This window comes from Streptomyces sp. NPDC047117 (assembly GCF_040643545.1).
Taxonomy (GTDB): Bacteria; Actinomycetota; Actinomycetes; order Streptomycetales; family Streptomycetaceae; genus Streptomyces.
This window is the reverse complement of sequence record NZ_JBEYUN010000008.1, coordinates 362,320-381,109: the sequence shown is the minus strand read 5'-3', so window position 1 is coordinate 381,109 and position 18,790 is coordinate 362,320. Positions and strand designations below refer to the sequence as shown.

The 18,790-nt window shown below is 73.5% G+C and carries 17 protein-coding genes and 1 riboswitch; of the genes, 14 read left to right on the top strand and 3 right to left on the bottom strand.

Annotated features, from left to right (window positions below):
- Positions 1 to 120: 120 nt before the first annotated feature.
- Positions 121 to 1,185 (top strand): anthranilate phosphoribosyltransferase, encoded by a 1,065-nt coding sequence (trpD, locus tag ABZ840_RS18465; protein WP_361560821.1) that lies wholly within the window; start codon positions 121 to 123, stop codon positions 1,183 to 1,185.
- Positions 1,186 to 1,369: 184 nt separating this feature from the next.
- A riboswitch (SAM riboswitch) is annotated at positions 1,370 to 1,486 on the top strand.
- Between the two features lie 209 nt (positions 1,487 to 1,695).
- Complete coding sequence (locus ABZ840_RS18460) at positions 1,696 to 3,102, top strand: aminotransferase class V-fold PLP-dependent enzyme (protein WP_361560819.1); 1,407 nt, start codon at positions 1,696 to 1,698, stop codon at positions 3,100 to 3,102.
- A gap of 102 nt (positions 3,103 to 3,204) precedes the next feature.
- Here the strand turns inward: ABZ840_RS18460 and ABZ840_RS18455 are convergent, their stop codons facing one another.
- Entirely contained in the window at positions 3,205 to 3,486 is a 282-nt protein-coding gene (locus tag ABZ840_RS18455; RefSeq protein WP_052865790.1) for an Lrp/AsnC ligand binding domain-containing protein, read from the bottom strand.
- On the bottom strand, positions 3,483 to 4,232 hold the full coding sequence (locus ABZ840_RS18450; protein WP_361560816.1) for a rhomboid family intramembrane serine protease: 750 nt from the start codon (positions 4,230 to 4,232) through the stop codon (positions 3,483 to 3,485). Before ABZ840_RS18450 ends, ABZ840_RS18455 begins: the two co-directional genes overlap by 4 nt.
- A 190-nt stretch (positions 4,233 to 4,422) precedes the next feature.
- Here ABZ840_RS18450 and ABZ840_RS18445 point away from each other — a divergent pair, with 190 nt between their 5' ends.
- From ABZ840_RS18445 to ABZ840_RS18420, 6 genes are all read left to right on the top strand, one after another.
- Positions 4,423 to 4,662 (top strand): hypothetical protein, encoded by a 240-nt coding sequence (locus ABZ840_RS18445; protein ID WP_030256686.1) that lies wholly within the window; start codon positions 4,423 to 4,425, stop codon positions 4,660 to 4,662.
- Between the two features lie 21 nt (positions 4,663 to 4,683).
- The gene (locus tag ABZ840_RS18440) at positions 4,684 to 6,051 is read left to right on the top strand and encodes an NYN domain-containing protein (RefSeq protein WP_361560933.1); all 1,368 of its coding nucleotides are present in this window, start codon (positions 4,684 to 4,686) and stop codon (positions 6,049 to 6,051) included.
- Positions 6,052 to 6,367: 316 nt separating this feature from the next.
- Positions 6,368 to 7,390 carry an NlpC/P60 family protein gene (locus ABZ840_RS18435; protein WP_361560814.1) on the top strand — a complete coding sequence of 341 codons (1,023 nt, stop codon included), beginning with the start codon at positions 6,368 to 6,370 and terminating at the stop codon, positions 7,388 to 7,390.
- A gap of 258 nt (positions 7,391 to 7,648) precedes the next feature.
- On the top strand, positions 7,649 to 8,689 hold the full coding sequence (locus ABZ840_RS18430; protein ID WP_361560812.1) for an NlpC/P60 family protein: 1,041 nt from the start codon (positions 7,649 to 7,651) through the stop codon (positions 8,687 to 8,689).
- A 99-nt stretch (positions 8,690 to 8,788) separates the two neighbouring features.
- The gene (locus tag ABZ840_RS18425; protein ID WP_361560810.1) at positions 8,789 to 10,063 is read left to right on the top strand and encodes a hypothetical protein; all 1,275 of its coding nucleotides are present in this window, start codon (positions 8,789 to 8,791) and stop codon (positions 10,061 to 10,063) included.
- Between the two features lie 75 nt (positions 10,064 to 10,138).
- Positions 10,139 to 11,281 carry a glycosyltransferase family 4 protein gene (locus ABZ840_RS18420; RefSeq protein WP_361560808.1) on the top strand — a complete coding sequence of 381 codons (1,143 nt, stop codon included), beginning with the start codon at positions 10,139 to 10,141 and terminating at the stop codon, positions 11,279 to 11,281.
- A 75-nt stretch (positions 11,282 to 11,356) separates the two neighbouring features.
- On the opposite strand, the gene ABZ840_RS18415 is transcribed toward ABZ840_RS18420, so the two are convergent.
- Positions 11,357 to 13,150, bottom strand: coding sequence for an AMP-dependent synthetase/ligase (locus ABZ840_RS18415; protein ID WP_361560806.1), 1,794 nt, complete (start codon positions 13,148 to 13,150; stop codon positions 11,357 to 11,359).
- 276 nt (positions 13,151 to 13,426) lie between these two features.
- Here ABZ840_RS18415 and ABZ840_RS18410 point away from each other — a divergent pair, with 276 nt between their 5' ends.
- The 6 genes from ABZ840_RS18410 to ABZ840_RS18385 all read left to right on the top strand — a co-directional run bounded on the left by ABZ840_RS18410 (position 13,427) and on the right by ABZ840_RS18385 (position 18,772).
- The gene (locus ABZ840_RS18410) at positions 13,427 to 14,176 is read left to right on the top strand and encodes a metallophosphoesterase (RefSeq protein ID WP_361560931.1); all 750 of its coding nucleotides are present in this window, start codon (positions 13,427 to 13,429) and stop codon (positions 14,174 to 14,176) included.
- A gap of 197 nt (positions 14,177 to 14,373) precedes the next feature.
- Complete coding sequence (locus ABZ840_RS18405; protein ID WP_361560804.1) at positions 14,374 to 14,844, top strand: SRPBCC family protein; 471 nt, start codon at positions 14,374 to 14,376, stop codon at positions 14,842 to 14,844.
- Positions 14,844 to 16,043, top strand: coding sequence for an ArsA-related P-loop ATPase (locus tag ABZ840_RS18400; protein ID WP_361560802.1), 1,200 nt, complete (start codon positions 14,844 to 14,846; stop codon positions 16,041 to 16,043). Before ABZ840_RS18405 ends, ABZ840_RS18400 begins: the two co-directional genes overlap by 1 nt.
- A gap of 139 nt (positions 16,044 to 16,182) precedes the next feature.
- On the top strand, positions 16,183 to 16,698 hold the full coding sequence (locus ABZ840_RS18395; protein ID WP_361560800.1) for a DUF5304 domain-containing protein: 516 nt from the start codon (positions 16,183 to 16,185) through the stop codon (positions 16,696 to 16,698).
- 137 nt (positions 16,699 to 16,835) lie between these two features.
- The gene (locus tag ABZ840_RS18390) at positions 16,836 to 17,777 is read left to right on the top strand and encodes an ROK family glucokinase (protein WP_361560797.1); all 942 of its coding nucleotides are present in this window, start codon (positions 16,836 to 16,838) and stop codon (positions 17,775 to 17,777) included.
- Between the two features lie 200 nt (positions 17,778 to 17,977).
- Positions 17,978 to 18,772: an endonuclease/exonuclease/phosphatase family protein gene (locus ABZ840_RS18385; protein WP_361560929.1), complete on the top strand. Its 795-nt coding sequence runs from the start codon at positions 17,978 to 17,980 to the stop codon at positions 18,770 to 18,772.
- Positions 18,773 to 18,790 lie beyond the last annotated feature (18 nt).

Below are 18,790 nucleotides of genomic sequence, written 5' to 3'. Positions count from 1 at the left end.
CGTCCGTTCCCCAAGCTCTTAAGGAGCAGGGGAGACCCCTATCGGACGGGGCCCTCCGGCGTACCCGCGGGCCCGATAGGCTCGCCATGAAGCAGTTGACATGAACCAGGAGTGTGGACCATGAACGTTGTGACCCCGGATGACGGCGGCAGCGTGGCGGCCCGCACCTGGCCGGGCGTGCTGAACGCCCTCCTGGAAGGCCGTGACCTCTCCGCCGACTCCACCGAGTGGGCGATGGACCGGATGATGCGCGGCGAGGCCAGCGACGCGCAGATCGCCGGCTTCGCGGTGGCGCTGCGGGCCAAGGGCGAGACCGTCGCGGAGATCTCCGGACTGGTCCGTGCCATGTACGAGCACGCCAACCTCATCGAGGTACCGGGCCGCGGTGTGGACATCGTCGGCACCGGCGGCGACGGCGCCAAGACCGTCAACATCTCCACGATGTCCTCGATCGTGGTGGCCGGCACGGGCGCGAAGGTCGTCAAGCACGGCAACCGCGCCGCGTCCTCCGCCAGCGGCGCCTCCGACGTCCTGGAGAAGCTGGGCGTGAACCTGGACCTGACCCCGCGCCGGGTGGTGGAGGTCGCCGAGGAGGCGGGCATCACCTTCTGCTTCGCGGTGAAGTTCCACCCGGCGCTGCGGCACGTGGGCGCCGCCCGCGGCCAGCTGGGCATCCGGACCGTCTTCAACTTCCTCGGTCCGCTCACCAACCCCGCCAAGGTGCGCGCCCAGGCCGTCGGCGTGGCCGACGCCAGGATGGCGCCCATCGTGGCCGGCGTCTTCGCCGAGCGCGGCCACTCCTCGCTGGTCTTCCGCGGCGACGACGGCCTCGACGAACTGACGACGACGACCACCTCCCGGGTCTGGGTGGTGCGGGACGGCGCGGTCCGCGAGGAGTCCTTCGACCCGCGGGACGTCGGCCTCGAACTGGTCCCCGTGGAGGCGCTGCGGGGCGCGGACGCCTCCTACAACGCGGACGTCGCGCGCCGCCTCCTGGCCGGCGAGACGGGCCCCGTACGGGACGCGGTCCTGCTGAACTCCGCGGCGGCGCTGGTCGCCCTGGAGCCGACGGACGCGCCCCTGACCGACCAGATCGCGGCAGGCATCGCCCGCGCCGCCGAGTCCATCGACTCGGGCACGGCCCAACACGTCCTCCAACGCTGGGTGGCCGCCTCCCAGGCGTAGCTTCAGGGGCGGCAGCCCAGGGGCGCGGGACGTGTCGTAATGCGGCTCCGCCGCGTGGGCGCGAGCAACCACAGCGGCGTCGCACCCGGCATCCGGCGAATTGACCCTCCCTGGATGCCGGGCACGGCGTCCGGCATACGGACGCCCCTTGCGACACGGCGATCATGTGGCATGATTCTCGGCAGGTCACGAGCGACAGCGAACAGGCCCCGGCCCGCTGTCCGGCAACCCTCCGTCCGTGGCGGGGTGCCCCGGGTGATGACCAGGCCGCAGGCAGCAAGGCCCGCGGCAAGCGCGGATCCCTCGCCAGGGATCCTGGTTATCGAGGGAGCCTTTCCGTGATGCAGCGAATGCGATAGGGCCGGTCGGCCCCTTTCTTCGAACACCCCGCCCTGGGCGCCCCCTTTATTTCTGTGTGCGCGGCGCCCGCGGGTTTCTTCCACGCCCCGTGCGTGTCATTCGACTGCTCCGTACGTCTCGTACGGTTCTACGCCTCCGGGAGACTCCGCCATGTCCGTGCGCCCTGACACCGCCACCGCCGCCGCCCCCACCGCCGACGCCGACCCCGCCTGCGCCACCGCCGCGCCGCTTCCCGTGCTCGGCCGCGACGTGAGCGTCCCGCTCGTCACCGGCGGCGAGGTCACCTACGCCGCGCTGGACTACGCGGCCAGCGCCCCGGCGCTCCAGCGGGTCTGGGACGACGTGGCCGCGTACGCGCCGTACTACGGGAGCGTCCACCGCGGCGCCGGGTACCTCTCCCAGCTCTCCACCGACCTCTTCGAGAACAGCCGGCAGACCGTCGCGGAGTTCCTGGGCTGCCGGGAGGCGGACCAGGTGGTCTTCACCCGGTCGACCACCGACTCGCTCAACCTGCTGGCGGGCGTGCTCCCCGCGGACACCAGGGTGTTCGTCTTCGAGACCGAGCACCACGCCTCGCTGCTGCCCTGGGAGCAGCGGGACGACCTGACCGTCACCTACCTCGACGCCCCCCACACCCCGCAGCAGGCGGTCGACACGCTGGAGAAGGCGCTCGCCCACCGCGAGCCCTACGGCCCGGCGCTGGTGTGCGTGACGGGCGCGTCGAACGTGACCGGCGAGCTGTGGCCGGTGCGCGAACTGGCCGCCGCGGCCCACGCGCACGGCGCGCGGATCGTCCTGGACGCCGCCCAGCTCGCCCCGCACCACCCCGTCGACATCGCCGACCTGGACGTGGACTGGGTCGCCTTCTCCGGCCACAAGCTCTACGCGCCCTTCGGGGCCGGTGTGCTGGCCGGCCGCGCCGACTGGCTGCAGGCGGCCGAGCCGTACCTGGCCGGCGGCGGCGCCAGCCGGACGGTCGCCCGCCGCGAGGACGGGGGCGTGGCGGTCGAGTGGCACACCACCGCGGCGCGTCACGAGGCCGGTTCCCCGAACGTGATCGGCGTCTACGCGATCGCCTCCGCCTGCAAGGCGCTGACCGAGGCGGGCTTCGACGCGCTGGTCGCCCGCGAGCGGGAGCTGATCGCGAAGGTGCGGGCCGGGCTGGCCGAGGTGCCCCAGGTGAAGGTGCTTTCGCTCTTCGGTGACGAGGCCGACCGGGTGGGCGTGCTGTCCTTCGTCGTCGAGGGCTGGAACAGCTCGCACTTCGCGGCCGCGCTGTCCGCCGAGTACGGCATCGGCGTACGGGACGGTCTCTTCTGCGCCCACCCGCTGGTGCGCACCCTGCTGGGCAGCGACCCGCAGGACCCGGGCGCCTGCGGTGCACCCGAAGGGGCGCCGGGGGAGCGGTCGCTGAACGCCATCCGGGTGAGCTTCGGTGCGGGTACGCCCGACGAGCACGTGGAGCGCTTCGTGCGGGCGGTCAAGGAGCTGGTCTCCGACGGCGCGCGGTGGTCCTACCGGACCGAGGAGGGGCGCTGCGTGCCCGACCGCGGCTGAGCCGCGGGAGTCACCGGCCGGTGGCGGTCCTTGCGGGGACCGGTGCCGGCCGGTGGCCGTTCGCCTTCGGACCTGTCCTCAAGCGCCGGACGGGCTTGATTTTCAGGCGTCCAGCCCGATCGCGAACGCCGCCTCCAGGTCGTGCTGGGAGTACGTGCGGAACGCGATGTGCGTCTCGGTGGAGGCGACGCCGGGGACCTTGCTGATCCGGCCGGGGATGACGTCGGCCAGCTCGTCGTGGTCGGCCACCCGGACCATCGCGATCAGGTCGTGCGCGCCGGTGACCGAGTAGACCTCGCTGACGCCGTCGAGGGCCGCGATCTTCTCGGCGATCTCCGGGATCTGGTCCACGCTGGTCTTGATGAGCACGATCGAAGTGATCACGGTTGGCTCTCTCCCTCGGTCGGCCGTTCTGTGGGTCCCACCCTACCGGGGAGCCCCGGCACGGCCCGCGGTGGAGCGTCCGGTGCGCGGTACCGCACCCAGGCGTAGACGAGGCCCAGCAGGAACCCCACGACGTGGGCCAGATAGGCGACGCCGGGCCCGTTGACCGCGCGCTGTGCCGCCAGCCACTGGAGCACGAACCAGAAGATCAGTACGGCCCAGGCCGGGAAGCGCAGCGGCAGGAAGAAGAGGAACGGGAAGAGGCTGGTCACCCGCGCGCGGGGAAAGAGGTAGAGGAAGGCGCCGAGCACGCCGGAGATCGATCCGGACGCGCCGACCAGGGTCTGGCCCGACTCGGCGTGCGCCGCCGCGTAGCCCAGCAGGGCCACGTAGCCGGTCAGGACGTAGAACACCAGGAAGTGCAGCCGGCCCATCCTGGCCTCGGCCATGCCCCCGAAGACGTAGAGGAAGAGCATGTTGCCCAGCAGGTGCAGCCAGCTGCCGTGCACGAAGAGCGCGGTGAGCGGGGTGAGCAGCGCCTTCGGGTCACCGCTCCACAGATCGCGCGGAATGACGCCCCAACGGGCGAAGTACGCGCTCTGCGCCTGGAGGAGCGACTCGCCCGTGCCGTGTATCCCGTTGAGCCCCGATGCCGGGCCGATGACGAAGACCACGCAGCAGATGCCGATCAGGACGTTGGTCATACGGGAGAACACGGTCCGCGGGGACGGGATCGAGGCCGACATGAAGTGATCATGCCGTAATGACCATAAAGGGGACAGAGTGCCTCGCCGTGTTCCGGCAGCCGGGCACGGACGGCGCCGGGCCGCCGCCAGGCCGTAGGGTTACGGGCAGTACTTTCCGTACTTCCGCAGTTCGACGGCGCACCGCGTGAACCCGCACAACCGCACGAGCTTGACGAAAGAGGACGACACAATGGCTGTTCCCCTGCCGACGGCCGAAACCCGGTGGCGCTGCACCCTGTGCGGCAACCTCACGCGTTTCGACGTGACCCGCCAGTCGAAGGTGGTGGAGTACGTCCACCTCGACCTGGCCGGTGAGCCAAAGGTCGAGGAGCGCGAGGTGCTCAGTGAGAGCATCGAGTCCGTCCGCTGCCGCTGGTGCAACGCGGTCGACCAGATCGAGCTGGTGGACCGGCCCGGCGCGGACGCCTGAGATCGGAGCGGTGCAGCAGTGGTGGAGCGTCCAGCGGGGCATGAGGGGGAAGAGCGCGACCCGGAGGCCGGTGCGGCCGACGAAGTGCTCGACCGGCCCCTGCCCGAGGGCGTGCGGCGCCGTGTCGTGGCGCTCACCGCGGAGTCCTTCGGCGGCCTGACGGTCGCCGAACTTCCGCCGCCGCTGCGCCAGTACGCGCGGTTCACGCCGTCCCGGCGGCTGAAGTTCGCGGGCAACGCCATGGCCGCCGCGCTGGAGAGCGACCCGGTCTTCCGGCAACGGATCGCGGCCCGGCTCCGCGAGACCCAGCGGGAGCTGGCCGACGCCCTCCAGCAGGGCACCCCGCCCGCCGCCGCCGACCCGCAGGATGTCGCGGCGGCGGCGTACGTGCTGCGCCCGCCGGGCTGGGCGAAGCTGGTCGCCGCGGCGGGCGAGGAGGTCCGGCGCGCCGACGAGCAGCGGGCCGACGAGGAGACCGAGCGGGAGCTCGCCCGGCTGCGGGAGGAGCTGGCCGAGGCGCGGGCGGCGTCCCGCGCCGAGGCCGACAAGGCCAGAGGCGACCTCGAAGCGGCCCGCAAGGAGAACGACGTCCTCCAGCGCAAGCTGCGCAGCGCGCTCAGCGACGTCAAGCGCGCCCAGGCCGCGGCGCGCAAGGCGGACGCCGAGACCGAGTCGCTGCGCTCCGCCGCGGCCACGGAGAAGGCGGCCACCGACAGCGAGATGCGGCGGCTGAAGGCCCGGGTCGCGGAGGCGGAGGCGGCGCTCGAAGCCGGCCGCCGCGCCGCGCGCGAGGGGCGCAGTGTGGAGGACATGCGCCTGCGACTGCTCCTGGACACCGTGCTGGACGCGGCCCAGGGGCTGCGCAGGGAGCTGGCGCTGCCGCCCGCCAACGTGCATCCCGCCGACACCGTGGACGCGGTGGAGCCGGGCCGGATGACCCCCAAGGACGTCGCCACCCGCGCGCTGTCCGAGACGGACCCGGCGCTGCTCGACCAGCTCCTGGCGCTGCCGCAGGCCCACCTGGTGGTGGACGGCTACAACGTCACCAAGACCGGCTATCCGACGATGCCGCTGGACAAGCAGCGGCTGCGGCTGCTGGGCGGACTGGCCGTGCTCGCCGCGCAGACCGGTGCGGAGATGACGTGCGTCTTCGACGGGGCGGAGCTTGCCGCACCGGTACTCCTCGCCCCACCTCGGGGCGTTCGGGTTCTTTTCAGCAAACCGGGCGTAACGGCCGATGAGTTGATTCGTCAGCTCGTACGTGCCGAACCGCCCGGCCGTCCGGTCGTGGTGGTCTCCACCGACCGCGAGGTGGCCGACGGAGTGGCGAAGGCGGGCGCCCGTCCCGTCGCATCCGCCCTGCTCCTCAAGCGACTTGCCCGTACCTGAAGGCGTACGGAGCATCCCGCGCGCCGTGTGGGATAGAACACTCCGGCTGCATTTCGCCGGTGCCTGAGCGTCAATTCCCAGCTACGCGCGGTGCGCTATTGGTAAAGGATGCTCGTGTGGCCAAGTTTTTTCCCGTGAAGATTTGAAGCGATCACAACTCGGTTACTAAGGTCAGGCCTCGAACCTTCATGCAGTTGATCATCCAACCGGGATGAACAGTGAAGGAACCGCCGAGTCCGCAGCGTTCACGCGGAGCCGGGGAGCCCAGTCCCCCCATCACCCGGTAGGCGGCTGAAGGAAGAAGGAGCTCGCCCCCGTGGCGTCCCACCGTCGACCCAAGCAGCCGAGCCGCACGCGCGTCACTGTGCTCACCGCGACCGCCGCCGCGGCCGTCGCCCTCTCCTCCCAGGCCGCCCAGGCCGCTCCGAAGCAGTCCAAGGAAGAAGTCAAGTCCGAGGTCGACAAGCTTTACGAGCAGGCGGAGCAGGCCACCGAGAAGTACAACGGGGCCAAGGAGGACCAGCAGAAGCTGCAGAAGGAGGTCGACCGCCTCCAGGACAAGGTCGCCCGCGGCCAGGAGGAGCTGAATTCGCTCCGCAAGGGCATCGGGACCGTGGCGTCGGGCCAGTACCGCAGCGGCAGCATCGACCCCTCGGTGCAGCTCTTCCTCTCCGGTGACCCGGACACCTACCTGGAAAAGGCCTCCACGCTCGACCAGTTGAGCGGTAAGCAGGCTTCCCAGCTGAAGACCATCGCGGACAAGCAGCGCACCCTGTCCCAGGAGCGCGAAGAGGCCGCCGGCAAGATCAAGGACCTCGCCGACACCCGCAAGGCGCTGGGTGACAAGAAGGACGAGATCCAGGGCAAGCTCGCCAAGGCGCAGAAGCTGCTCAACTCCCTCACCGCCAAGGAGCGCGCGGCGCTCCAGGCGAAGGAGGAGCGCGCCAACCGCGCCAACAGCCGGGTCGACCTGGGCAGCGCCGTCCCCAGCTCGCAGCGTGCCGCCGCCGCCCTCGCCGCCGCCAAGACGAAGATCGGCTCGCCGTACGTCTGGGGCGCCACCGGCCCGTCCTCCTTCGACTGCTCCGGCCTGACCTCCTGGGCGTACCAGCAGGCCGGCCAGTCGCTGCCGCGGACCTCGCAGGAGCAGGCCACCGCCGGCACGCAGATCGGCCGCGACCAGCTCAAGCCGGGCGACCTCGTGATGTTCTACAGCGACCTGCACCACATCGGCCTGTACGCGGGCAACGGCCAGGTGCTGCACGCGCCCAAGCCGGGCGCCGCCGTGCGCTTCGAGTCGATGGACAACATGCCCTTCATGTACGGCGTCCGCGTCTGACGCCGGGTGACCGCGGCCGGGCCCGACACGCCGAGGGCATCCGGACGCGCCGCCCGATCGGGGGAATTGCGGCAGCCGCCGCTGACTTATCGCCTCGCCGGTGACCTGCGGAGTCACCGGCGAGGCGCTTTTTTGTGCGGGCCCCGAGGTCTTTGGCCGGGGTGTACCGCCGCGATTACTGTCTGCCCTCGCAGTCGCCGGTCAACGACCGCCCGCCCCGGGCGGCAGGGGCTGCACGGGAAGGGAGTGCGGCCTCACGTGGCGTCCCACCGCCGTTCCTCGCCGTCCGGTCCGCAGGGCCCGGCACGGATCACCCTGATGTCGGCCGCAGCGGCGGCCGCCGCCGCGCTGACCGCGGTCCCCGCGAGCGCCGACCCCGGCACCGGCCGGGCCGCCGGGCGCGCGGAACTCACCGCACGCGTCGACGCGCTCTACGCCCAGGCCGAGCGGGCCACCGAGAAGTACAACGGCGCCAAGGAGCGCACCGCCGAACTGCACGACCAGGTGGGCGTGCTGCAGGACCGCACGGCCCGCGCCCAGGAACGGGTGAACCGGCTACGCGACCGGCTCGGCGCGATGGCCGCCGCCCAGTACCGCGCGGGCGGCGTGGACCCCTCGCTCGCCCTGATGCTCTCCGCCCGCCCGGCGGACTACCTCGACAAGGCGCAGACGCTCAGCCGGCTCGGCACCGCCCAGGCGGGGCGGCTCAACCGGCTGGTGGACGCCGAGCGGGTGCTGAACCGGCAACGCCGCGCCGCCGCCGGCCGGCTGACGCGGCTGGAGGAGGCGCGCCGGGCCGTCGAACGCCACAAGGACGCGGTCGAGCACAAGCTCGCGGCCGCCAAGCGGCTGCTCGACGCGCTGCCCGAACGGGACCGGGCGGCGTACTCGCGTGCCTCGCGCGGCGACCGGCACGGCTCCCTCCCGGAGCTGACCGAACTGGCGGGCGCCTCCGGCCGCTCCTCGCTGGCAGTGGCCGCCGCGCGGTCCGCGGTCGGCGCCCCGTACGTCTGGGGCGCGTCCGGGCCGCGGTCCTTCGACTGCTCCGGGCTGATGCAGTGGGCGTACGCCAGGGCCGGCGTCTCGCTGCCGCGCACGTCGCAGCAGCAGCGGTCCGCCGGGCGGCAGGTGCCGCTCTCCCAGGCCCGCCCCGGCGACCTGGTCATCTACCGCTCCGACGCCAGCCACGTGGGGATGTACGTGGGCAACGGCCAGGTCGTCCATGCCCCGCACCCGGGCGCCCAGGTCCGGTACGACCCGGTCGGGATGATGCCGGTGTCCGGGGTGACCCGGGTCTGACCGCGGGCGCGGGCGGGTGGCCGCGCGCCGGGCGCACGATCCGGTGACCGGCGGCCGGATGTTGCCCGTCCGTATCCGCTCACGCATACGATTTGCCGCGTGGCGGAAAAGCAGCGGCCGTACCGGCGGCACACGGCGGCGATCTGGGCGGCGGGCGGCCTGGCCGGGCTGCTGACGGCACTGACGGGCTGCGGGGGCCCGGCGACCGAGCGGACCGGCCCCGCGGCCGTCCAGCGCGTACTGGACGCCCGCGCGGCCGCCGTCCGCGACCGGGACGCCGACGCCTTCCTCGCGTCCGTCGACCCGGCCGCCGACGGATTCCGCGACCGGCAGCGGCGGATGTTCGCGAGCCTGCGCGGCGTGCCGCTCGCCGACTGGCGCTACCGCGTCGTACGGACCGGCGCCTTCCCGCTCCCCGCTGCGGCCGGCGGCGGCCCGCGGATCGCCGTCGAGGCCCGGCTGAGTTACCGCCTCGCGGGGTACGACACCGCGCCGGTCGGCGCCGTCCAGTACCTCACCCTCACCCGGCGCGACGGCCACTGGCGGATCAGCTCGGACTCCGACGGCGCGGCCGACGGCAAGCGGACGGCCCGCCAGCTGTGGGACCAGGGCCGGGTGCAGGTGGTGCGCGGCGACCACAGCCTGGTGCTGGGCACGGGACAGACCGGGGCCAGACTGCGCGAACTGGCCCGGCGCGCGGACGACGCGGTGCCGGCCGTCGCCGACGTCTGGCCGGGGCGCTGGTCGCGCGAGGTGGTGGTCGAGGCGCCGGACTCGGTGCGCGGCATGGCCGAACTGCTGGGCTCCTCGGACGACTCCGCGTACGAGGGGATAGCGGCCGTCACCACGGGCGAGGCGGGCGCCTCGAACCGGGCGCCGGCGGACCGGGTGATCGTGAACCCGCGCGCGTACGGGGAGCTGAGCGGGCTGGGGCGGCGGATCGTCCTCACCCACGAGACGGCCCACGTCGCCACCCGCACCACGACGACGGCCGAGACCCCGCTGTGGCTCTCCGAGGGGTTCGCCGACTGGACCGCGTACCGCACCGCGCAGCGCACGCCGCGGGCCGCCGCGCCCGAACTGACCCGCGCGGTGGCCGCCGGCCGGCTGCCGGACCGGCTGCCGACCGCGGCGGACTTCGGCTTCGACGCGGGCGCCGACCGGCTGAACCGCGCGTACGAGGGCGCCTGGCTGGCCTGCCGCATGATCGCCGACACGTGGGGCGAGGACCGCCTGGTCTCCTTCTACCGGGCGGTGGGCACGGCGCCGAACGGCCCGGGCGCCCTGGACCGCGCGCTCCGCGGGGAACTGCACCTCTCGGCGGCGCAGTTCACCGAGCGCTGGCGGACGTACGTGGCCCGTGTCCTGGGCTGACCACCGGGCGACCGGCCGGCACGACCGCGTACCTGGGCCGTGTCGCCGGGTGGGTACGCGCTACTGTCGGCCCCGATGGACAAGACCCTGATCGTCACGAACGACTTCCCGCCCCGTCCCGGTGGCATCCAGGCCTTTCTGCACAGCATGGCGCTGCGGCTCGACCCGGAGCAGGTCGTCGTCTACGCGTCGACCTGGAAGCGCAGCCCGGAGGGCATCGCGGCCACGGCGGCCTTCGACGCCGAGCAGCCGTACCCCGTCGTCCGGGACCGCACCACGATGCTGCTGCCCACCCCGCGGGTCACCCGGTGCGCCGTGGACCTGCTGCGGGAACACGGCTGTACGTCGGTGTGGTTCGGCGCTGCGGCGCCGCTCGGCCTGATGGCGCCCGCGCTGCGCAAGGCGGGCGCGCGCCGGATCGTGGCCACCACCCACGGCCACGAGGCGGGCTGGGCGCAGCTGCCGGGCTCGCGCGAGCTGCTGCGGCGGATCGGCGAGGGCACCGACACGATCACCTACCTCGGCGAGTACACCCGCTCCCGGATCGCGCGGGCGCTGACCCCCGCGGCCGCCGGACGCATGGTGCAGCTGCCGCCCGGCGTGGACGAGAAGACCTTCCACCCCGGCTCGGGCGGCGACGAGGTCCGCACCCGCCTCGGGCTGGCCGACCGCCCGGTCGTGGTGTGCGTGTCCCGGCTCGTCCCGCGCAAGGGCCAGGACACCCTGATCGAGGCCCTGCCGCGGATCAGGGCCGAGGTCCCGGACGCGGCCCTGCTGATCGTCGGCGGCGGCCCGTACGAGAAGGACCTGCGCGCGCTCGCCGCGGCCCGCGGTATCGGGGACGCCGTGCACTTCACCGGTGCCGTCCCGTGGGAGGAACTGCCCGCGCACTACGGCGCGGGCGACGTCTTCGCGATGCCCTGCCGCACCCGGCGCGGCGGCCTGGACGTGGAGGGCCTGGGCATCGTCTACCTGGAGGCGTCCGCCACCGGCCTGCCGGTCGTCGCGGGCGACTCCGGCGGCGCCCCGGACGCGGTCCTGGACGGCGAGACCGGCTGGGTGGTCCCCGGCGGCTCCCCGGCGGCCGCGGCCGACCGCATCGTCCCGCTCCTGCAGGACCCCGCGCTGCGCCGCCGCATGGGCGAGCGCGGCCGCGCCTGGGTCGAGGAGAAGTGGCGCTGGGACCTCCTCGCGGAACGCCTGCGCACCCTGCTCTGACGGCCCTCGCGGCCGCACGAAGCCGGCCGGGCCCCTCTCCGGGGGCCCGGCCGGCTCATGTCGTGCGGGGAGCGCTCAGCCGCGGTACAGGGCCTCGATGTCCTCGGCGAAGTCCTTGGCGACGACGTTGCGCTTGAGCTTCAGGGACGGGGTGACGTGGCCCGACTCCTCGGTGAACTGGGTCGGCAGGACGCGGAACTTGCGGACCGACTCGGCGCGCGAGACCGCCGCGTTGCCGTCGTCCACCGCGCGCTGGACCGCCGCCAGCAGCTCCGGGTCCTGGGCGAGCTCCTCGGGGCCCTTGCCCACCTTGCCGTGCTCGGTCGCCCAGCGCGGCAGGAACTCCTCGTCGAGGGTGATCAGCGCGCCGACGAAGGGGCGGCCGTCGCCGACGACCATGCACTCGGCCACCAGGGCGTGCGCCCGGATGCGGTCCTCGATGACGGCGGGCGCGACGTTCTTGCCGCCGGCCGTCACCAGGATCTCCTTCTTGCGCCCGGTGATGGCGAGGTAGCCGTCCTCGTCCAGGGTGCCGAGGTCACCGGTGTGGAACCAGCCGTCGGACAGCGCGTCGGCGGTGGCCTGCTCGTTGTTCCAGTACGTGCTGAAGAGGTGCTCGCCGTGCAGCAGGACCTCGCCGTCGTCGGCGATCCGGACGACCGAGCCGGGCAGCGGCTGGCCGACCGTACCGATCTTCTGCCGGTCCCAGGGGTTGAAGGCGGTCGCCGCGCAGGACTCGGTGAGGCCGTAGCCCTCCAGGACGGTGAAGCCGATGCCGCGGTAGAAGTGGCCCAGCCGCTCGCCCAGCGGCGCGCCGCCGGAGATCGCGTGGGTGGCGCGGCCGCCGAGGACGGACCGCAGCTTGCTGTAGACGACCCGGTCGAACACCTTGTGCTTCAGCCGCAGGGCCATCGAGGGGCCGGCCGGGGTGTCCTGCGCGCGGCTGTAGGCGATCGCGGTGTCCGCGGCCTTGTCGAAGATCTTGCCCTTGCCGTCGGCCTGCGCCTTGGCCCGCGCCGTGTTGTAGACCTTCTCGAAGACGCGCGGCACGCCGAGCACCATCGTCGGCCGGAACGCGGCCAGTTCGTCGGTGAGGTGCTTGATGTCCGCGACGTGCCCGAGCTTGATGGGGGCCATCACGGAGGCGACCTCGACCAGCCGCCCGAAGACGTGCGCGACCGGGAGGAAGAGGAGGACCGAGGAGTCGCCGGTACGGAAGAGGGGGCGCAGCCGCTCGACGATGTTGCCGCACTCGGCGAAGAACGCCCGGTGGCTGAGCACGCAGCCCTTGGGGCGGCCCGTCGTGCCGGAGGTGTAGACGATGGTCGCGGGGGAGTCGGCGTCGGCCAGCGCGCTGCGCGCCTCCACCTCGTCGTCGGAGAGCCCGTCGCCCGCGGCGTGCAGCCGGGCTATCGCGTCCCGCTCGATCTGCCAGATGTTGGCCAGCCCCGGCAGCCGGTCGCGCACCGACTCCACCGCGGCCTCGTGCCCGGGCGTCTCGACCACGCAGGCCACCGCGCCGGAGTCGCCGAGGATCCACTGGATCTGCTCGGGCGAGCTGGTCTCGTAGACGGGGACGGTGACGCCGCCCGCGCTCCAGATGGCGAAGTCCAGCAGCGTCCACTCGTACCGCGTGCGGGACATCAGGCCGATGCGGTCGCCCGGCCGGACGCCGGAGGCGATGAGGCCCTTCGCCGCGGCGCGCACCTCGGCGAGGAACGCGGCGGCGGTGACGTCCTGCCACCGGCCGGCGACCTTGCGGCCGATGACGGCGACATCGGGGTGCTGCGCGGCATTCCGGCGGATGAGATCCGTCAGATTGCCGTCCGCGGGGACCTCGTAAAGGGCCGGAAGGCTGAACTCGCGCAAGACTGCTGCTCCTCGGTGGCCGCCGGCGTCACCACGCGGTGCGTCAGGCCGGCTGCGGTCCATGATCAGGCAGGGGGGATTGGACTGCCCGGACGTTACCCATCGGTATGCCTTCGGGGATAGGGGGTCCCGCCCAGATGTTTTATGCGTCACACATGCCCGGACGGCTCACGCGCAGCGTAGTCGAGGTCTCCGGTGACTCGGAAGTAACCGCAGGTCGGCGGGGTCTCCCGGCACCGGCCTCAGGGGCCTAATCTGAGTCGTATGCGCGTACATGTGGTCAGTGACGTACACGGCAACGCCCGGGACCTCGCCGCTGCCGGGGAGGGTGCGGACGCCCTGGTCTGCCTCGGCGACCTGGTCCTCTTCCTGGACTACGCCGACCACTCGCGCGGCATCTTCCCCGACCTCTTCGGCACCGAGAACGCCGACCGGCTGGTCGAGCTGCGTACGGCCCGCCGCTTCGAGGAGGCCCGTGAGCTGGGGCGGAGCCTGTGGGACGGGATGGACAAGAACGCCGCCATCGAAGGCGCGGTGCGCAAGCAGTACGCCGAGATGTTCGCCGCGTTCCCCACTCCTACGTACGCCACCTACGGAAATGTCGATCTGCCTCGTCTTTGGCCGGAGTTCGCCGGTCCCGGCACCACCGTCCTGGACGGCGAGCGGGTGGAGATAGGAGGCCGGGTCTTCGGCTTCGTGGGCGGTGGACTGCGCACCGCGATGCGCACCCCCTTCGAGATCAGCGACGAGGAGTACGCCGCGAAGATCGAGGCCATCGGCGAGGTGGACGTGCTGTGCACCCACATCCCGCCGGACGTCGCCGACCTCTGCTACGACACCGTCGCGCGCCGCTTCGAACGCGGCAGCCGCGCCCTCCTCGAAGCCATCCACCGCACCCGGCCGCGCTACTCCCTCTTCGGCCACGTCCATCAGCCGCTCGCCCGGCGGATGCGGATCGGCCGGACGGAGTGCATCAATGTCGGGCATTTCAACGCCACTGGGACGCCGTTCGCGCTGGAGTGGTGACCCGCGGCGCCCACCGGTACCCACCGCGCCCGCCGGCACCCGTGCCGTCCCGCCCCGCGCCTCCTGCCCGCGGGTCGGGGCGGCCCCGCCCGCGCGGTAGCCTTCAGCAGCAGGGTCGGCCCCGGTTCCCGCACCGTCGGACCCCGGCCCCCACGAGTCGGCGTACCGGCATGAATCGGCATGGAGGAGTCACGGCGATGGCCGAACACACCAGCTCTAGCATCACGATCGAGGCGGCACCCGCCGATGTGATGGGAGTGATCGCCGACTTCGACCGCTATCCGGCATGGACCGGTGAGGTCAAGGAGGCCGAGGTACTGGAGAAGGACGACCAGGGCCGCGCCCGGCAGGTCCGCCTGGTGCTGGACGCCGGCGCGATCAAGGACGACCACACCCTCGCCTACACCTGGACCGGCGAGCACGAGGTCAGCTGGTCGCTCGTGAAGTCCCAGATGCTGCGCGCCCTGGACGGCTCCTACCGCCTCGCGCCGAAGGACGGCGGAGCGCGTACGGAGGTCACCTACCAGCTCACCGTCGACGTCAAGATCCCGATGCTCGGCATGATCAAGCGCAAGGCCGAGAAGGTCATCATCGACCGCGCGCTGGCCGGCCTGAAGAACCGCGTCGAGAGCGGCGCCGCGGGCTCCGACGAGGCCGCGCGCCCCTGATGACACGTACGGTCCTCGTCACCGGCCCCGGCGGCGCGGGCCGCACCACCGTCGCCGCCGCCACCGCCCTCGCGGCGGCCCGGCGGCAGCGGCGCACCCTCTTCCTCACCCTGGAGAGCGGCGCCCCCGAAGCGCTGCTCGGCACGGCGCTCTCCGGCGGCCCCGTCGCACCGGCGCCCGGCCTCACCGCCGCCAGGGTCGACACCGCCGAACACTTCCGCCGCGAGTTCCTGGCCTTCCAGGACCGCGCCGCCGCCGCACTCGACCTGCTCGGCGCCACGCCGCTGGACGAGGACGAGCTCACCGAGCTGCCCGGCGCGGAGATCTTCGCGCTGCTGCACGCGCTGCGCGCCGCCCACGAGGCCGGCGGCTGGGACCTGATCGTCGTCGACCTGCCGCCCGCCGACCGGGCCGTCCGGCTGCTGGCCCTGCCCGAGCAGGCCCGCCGCGGGCTCCGCCGGCTGCTGCCCGCCGAACGCCAGGCGGCCCGCGCGCTCCGCCCGGTGCTCGCCCAGCTCGCCGGGGTGCCGATGCCCGCGCAGAAGGTGTACGAGACCGCCGCGCGCTGGGAACAGGAACTGGCCGCCGTCCAGGCCGTCATCGAGGCCCCGGGCACGACCGTGCGGCTGGTCGCCGAGCCGGGCCCGACGGGCGCCGCCGACCTGCGCGCCGCCCGCGCGGGCCTGGCCCTCTTCGGCCACCGGCTGGACGCCGTGGTCGCCAACCGGCTGCTGCCCGTGGGCTCCGCCGACCCCTTCCTGGCCGGGCTCTCCGGCCGGCAGCAGGTCGCGCTCAAGGCGCTGCGGGAGGACTTCGCCGGGGTACCGGTGCACGAGGTGCCGCACCTGGGCCGCGATCCGCAGGGCCCGGAGGAGCTGGCCGCACTGCTCGACGGGACGCCGGACGGGGGCGCGGACGCGGGGGAGAGCGCCGCGGTGGACATGGCGGGGACCGTGGAGGACCGCCTCGCCGCGGACGGGCTGCTGATCTGGCGGCTGCCGCTGCCCGGCGCCACCCGCGAAGCGCTCGGCCTGGTCCGCCGCGGCGACGAACTGATCGTCACCGTCGGCCCGTTCCGGCGCATCCGCACGCTCCCCTCCGTACTGCGCCGCTGCACCGTCTCCGGTGCCGGGCTGCGGGACGGGGCGCTGCACGTCCGCTTCACCCCCGACCCGGACCTGTGGCCCCGCGAGCGGTGACCCTGGGCGTGCGGCCGTGCCCTACGCGGCCCGTACGTACGGAATCCGTGCAGGTCCGGGCTGAGGGGCGTGCGGGTACCGCCATTCCGGTAACGTCGAAAGTACCCGCCCTCCGACGTACCGCCGCCAGGAGCCCGTCATGACCGATGACACCGAGCGCCCCGCCGACCACACCTCCCGGACGGACGACGACGCCTGGGAACAGGCCTGCGCCGAGGACCTGGCAGGGGAGCGCGCCCGCCGCCGCGCCGAGTACGGCCGGCAGCCCGGCAGCGCCGCCGAGGAGCTGCGCAAGCTCGCCGAGGCGGTCGGCGACCGGATCGCGGGCATCCAGCTGCCCGGCGCGGTCGGCGGCATGGCCGCCAAGGGCGCGGTCAATCACCTCATCCAGCAGGCCAGGGCCGCCGTCGAGCCGGTCGTCGAGCGCAACCCCGAGGTCTTCGACCACCTCGCGGCGGCCGGCTCCGAGCTGCTCGCCGCCTACCGCTCCGCCGTCGAGGCGGGCGAGCGCCGCTGGACCCGCGACGCCGCCGACGGCCGCGACGCCACCGCCCGCGGCCCGCACGCGGACACCGCTGAGGGCTCCGACGGCGGGCCGCGCGACGACGACGGACCGGCGGGCACGTCCGGCAGCGAGCGGATCGACCTCGACTAGCGCCGGCCCGGAGGCGAGCCGTCCGGGCCGCCTCCGGCGTGTGAGGTGCCCGGTTGATGATCCATCGGCCTCCGGTCGCCCCCCGGCTCCGGTACGGTTGTCCGTTGGCGGGGTTCGACCGGAAAACTGAGGGACACATGGGACTCACCATCGGCGTCGACATCGGCGGCACGAAGATCGCGGCCGGCGTGGTCGACGAAGAGGGCACGATCCTCGAGACGTGCAAGGTGCCTACCCCGCCGACCGCCGAGGCGCTGACCGAGGCCATCGCCGACGCGGTCCGCACCGTCGGGGCCGACCACCAGGTGGAGGCCGTGGGTATCGGCGCCGCCGGCTACGTCGACGAGAAGCGCGCCACGGTGCTCTTCGCCCCGAACATCAACTGGCGCCACGAGCCGCTCAAGGACAACGTCGAGCAGCGCGTCGGCCTCCCCGTCGTCGTGGAGAACGACGCCAACGCCGCGGCCTGGGGCGAGTACAAGTTCGGCGCGGGCCAGGGCCACAGCGACGTCATCTGCATCACGCTCGGCACCGGCCTCGGCGGCGGCATCATCATCGGCAACAAGCTGCGCCGCGGCCGCTTCGGCGTCGCCGCCGAGTTCGGCCACATCCGGGTCGTGCCCGACGGCCTGCTGTGCGGCTGCGGCAGCCAGGGCTGCTGGGAGCAGTACGCCTCCGGGCGCGCCCTGCTCCGGTACGCCCGGCAGCGCGCCTTCGCCACCCCGGAGAACGCCGGGATCCTGCTCGGCCTGGGCGACGGCACCTCCGAGGGCATCGAGGGCCGGCACATCAGCGAGGCCGCCCGGCAGGGCTGCCCCGTCGCCGTCGACTCCTTCCGCGAACTGGCCCGCTGGGCCGGCGCGGGCCTGGCCGACCTCGCCTCGCTCTTCGACCCCTCCGCCTTCATCGTCGGCGGCGGCGTCTCCGACGAGGGCGAACTGGTCCTGGACCCGATCCGCAAGTCCTTCCGCCGCTGGCTGGTCGGCAACCAGTGGCGGCCGCACGCGCAGGTCCTCGCGGCCCAGCTCGGCGGCAAGGCCGGCCTCGTCGGCGCGGCCGACCTGGCCCGCCAAGGCTGAGAGCGCGCCCCTTTTGCGCCTGAACCGGCGCCGCTTTCGCGGAGGTGGCCGGTCGCCGTGGGGGTTGCTCAATTGATGGTTGCGGTGGTGGGTTCTGCCCGTTGCGTCCTCTCGGACGTGGCGGGCATTGCCTTAGTCTGTGGCCGCATGTGCCCGCGTGACGTCCCGGAGTCCGGCGAGAGGATCTTGGCGCCTTGAGCATGTTTCCCGAGTCCCGCACCGAGTCCGACGGGTCTGCCGTCGTCCGGGTGCTCAGCTACAACATCCGCTCCATGCGGGACGACCGGGCGGCGCTCGCCAGGGTCATCAGGGCATGCGCTCCCGACGTCGCGCTCATCCAGGAGGCCCCGCGCTTCTTCCGCTGGCGGAAGGCCGCCGCGGCCCTGGCCCGGGAGTCGGGGCTGGTGTACGCCACGGGCGGCGCGACGGCCTGCGGCCCGATGATCCTCACCTCGCTCCGCGCCCACGTGGAGCGCGCCGAGGACGTCCTGCTTCCCAAGACCCCCGGCCTGCACCGGCGCGGCTTCGCGACGGCGGTGCTGCGGTTCGGCGGGACGGCTTCTGAGGAGCCCTCGCCGGAGGCGGCGGCCGGGCGGCGTCCCGGCGCCCGGCTGGGCGTGCTCAGCGCGCACCTGAGCCTGAGCGCGGCGGAGCGGTACGAGCAGGCGGGGCTGCTCCTGGAGCGGCTCGCGCTGCTGGACGCGCCGCACGCGGTGGCCGGCGGCGACCTCAACGACCGGCCCAAGGGCCGCAGCTTCCGGCGGCTGGCCGGGGCACTGACGGACGCCTGGGAGGCCGCGCCGTGGGGCGGCGAGTACACCTCGACCCCGCACGACCCGCACCAGCGCATCGACGGGGTGTTCACCACCCCGGGCGTCGCGGTCCTGGGCTGCGGCGTACCGATCGACCTGCCGGGCGTCGAGGAGGCCGACCTGCTGGCGGCCTCCGATCATCTGCCGGTGCTGGCGGCGCTGCGGGTGCCGGCCGCTTCCTGAGCGGCCGGCCGCGGGCGG

Excerpts from the sequence above, each read along its gene's own strand:
- trpD (WP_361560821.1), top strand. The coding sequence starts at position 121 with ATGAACGTTGTGACCCCGGATGACGGCGGCAGCGTGGCGGCCCGCACC.
- ABZ840_RS18460 (WP_361560819.1), top strand. The coding sequence starts at position 1,696 with ATGTCCGTGCGCCCTGACACCGCCACCGCCGCCGCCCCCACCGCCGAC.
- ABZ840_RS18450 (WP_361560816.1), bottom strand. The coding sequence starts at position 4,232 with ATGTCGGCCTCGATCCCGTCCCCGCGGACCGTGTTCTCCCGTATGACC.
- ABZ840_RS18445 (WP_030256686.1), top strand. The coding sequence starts at position 4,423 with ATGGCTGTTCCCCTGCCGACGGCCGAAACCCGGTGGCGCTGCACCCTG.
- ABZ840_RS18420 (WP_361560808.1), top strand. The coding sequence starts at position 10,139 with ATGGACAAGACCCTGATCGTCACGAACGACTTCCCGCCCCGTCCCGGT.
- ABZ840_RS18405 (WP_361560804.1), top strand. The coding sequence starts at position 14,374 with ATGGCCGAACACACCAGCTCTAGCATCACGATCGAGGCGGCACCCGCC.
- ABZ840_RS18400 (WP_361560802.1), top strand. The coding sequence starts at position 14,844 with ATGACACGTACGGTCCTCGTCACCGGCCCCGGCGGCGCGGGCCGCACC.
- ABZ840_RS18395 (WP_361560800.1), top strand. The coding sequence starts at position 16,183 with ATGACCGATGACACCGAGCGCCCCGCCGACCACACCTCCCGGACGGAC.
- ABZ840_RS18390 (WP_361560797.1), top strand. The coding sequence starts at position 16,836 with ATGGGACTCACCATCGGCGTCGACATCGGCGGCACGAAGATCGCGGCC.
- ABZ840_RS18385 (WP_361560929.1), top strand. The coding sequence starts at position 17,978 with ATGTTTCCCGAGTCCCGCACCGAGTCCGACGGGTCTGCCGTCGTCCGG.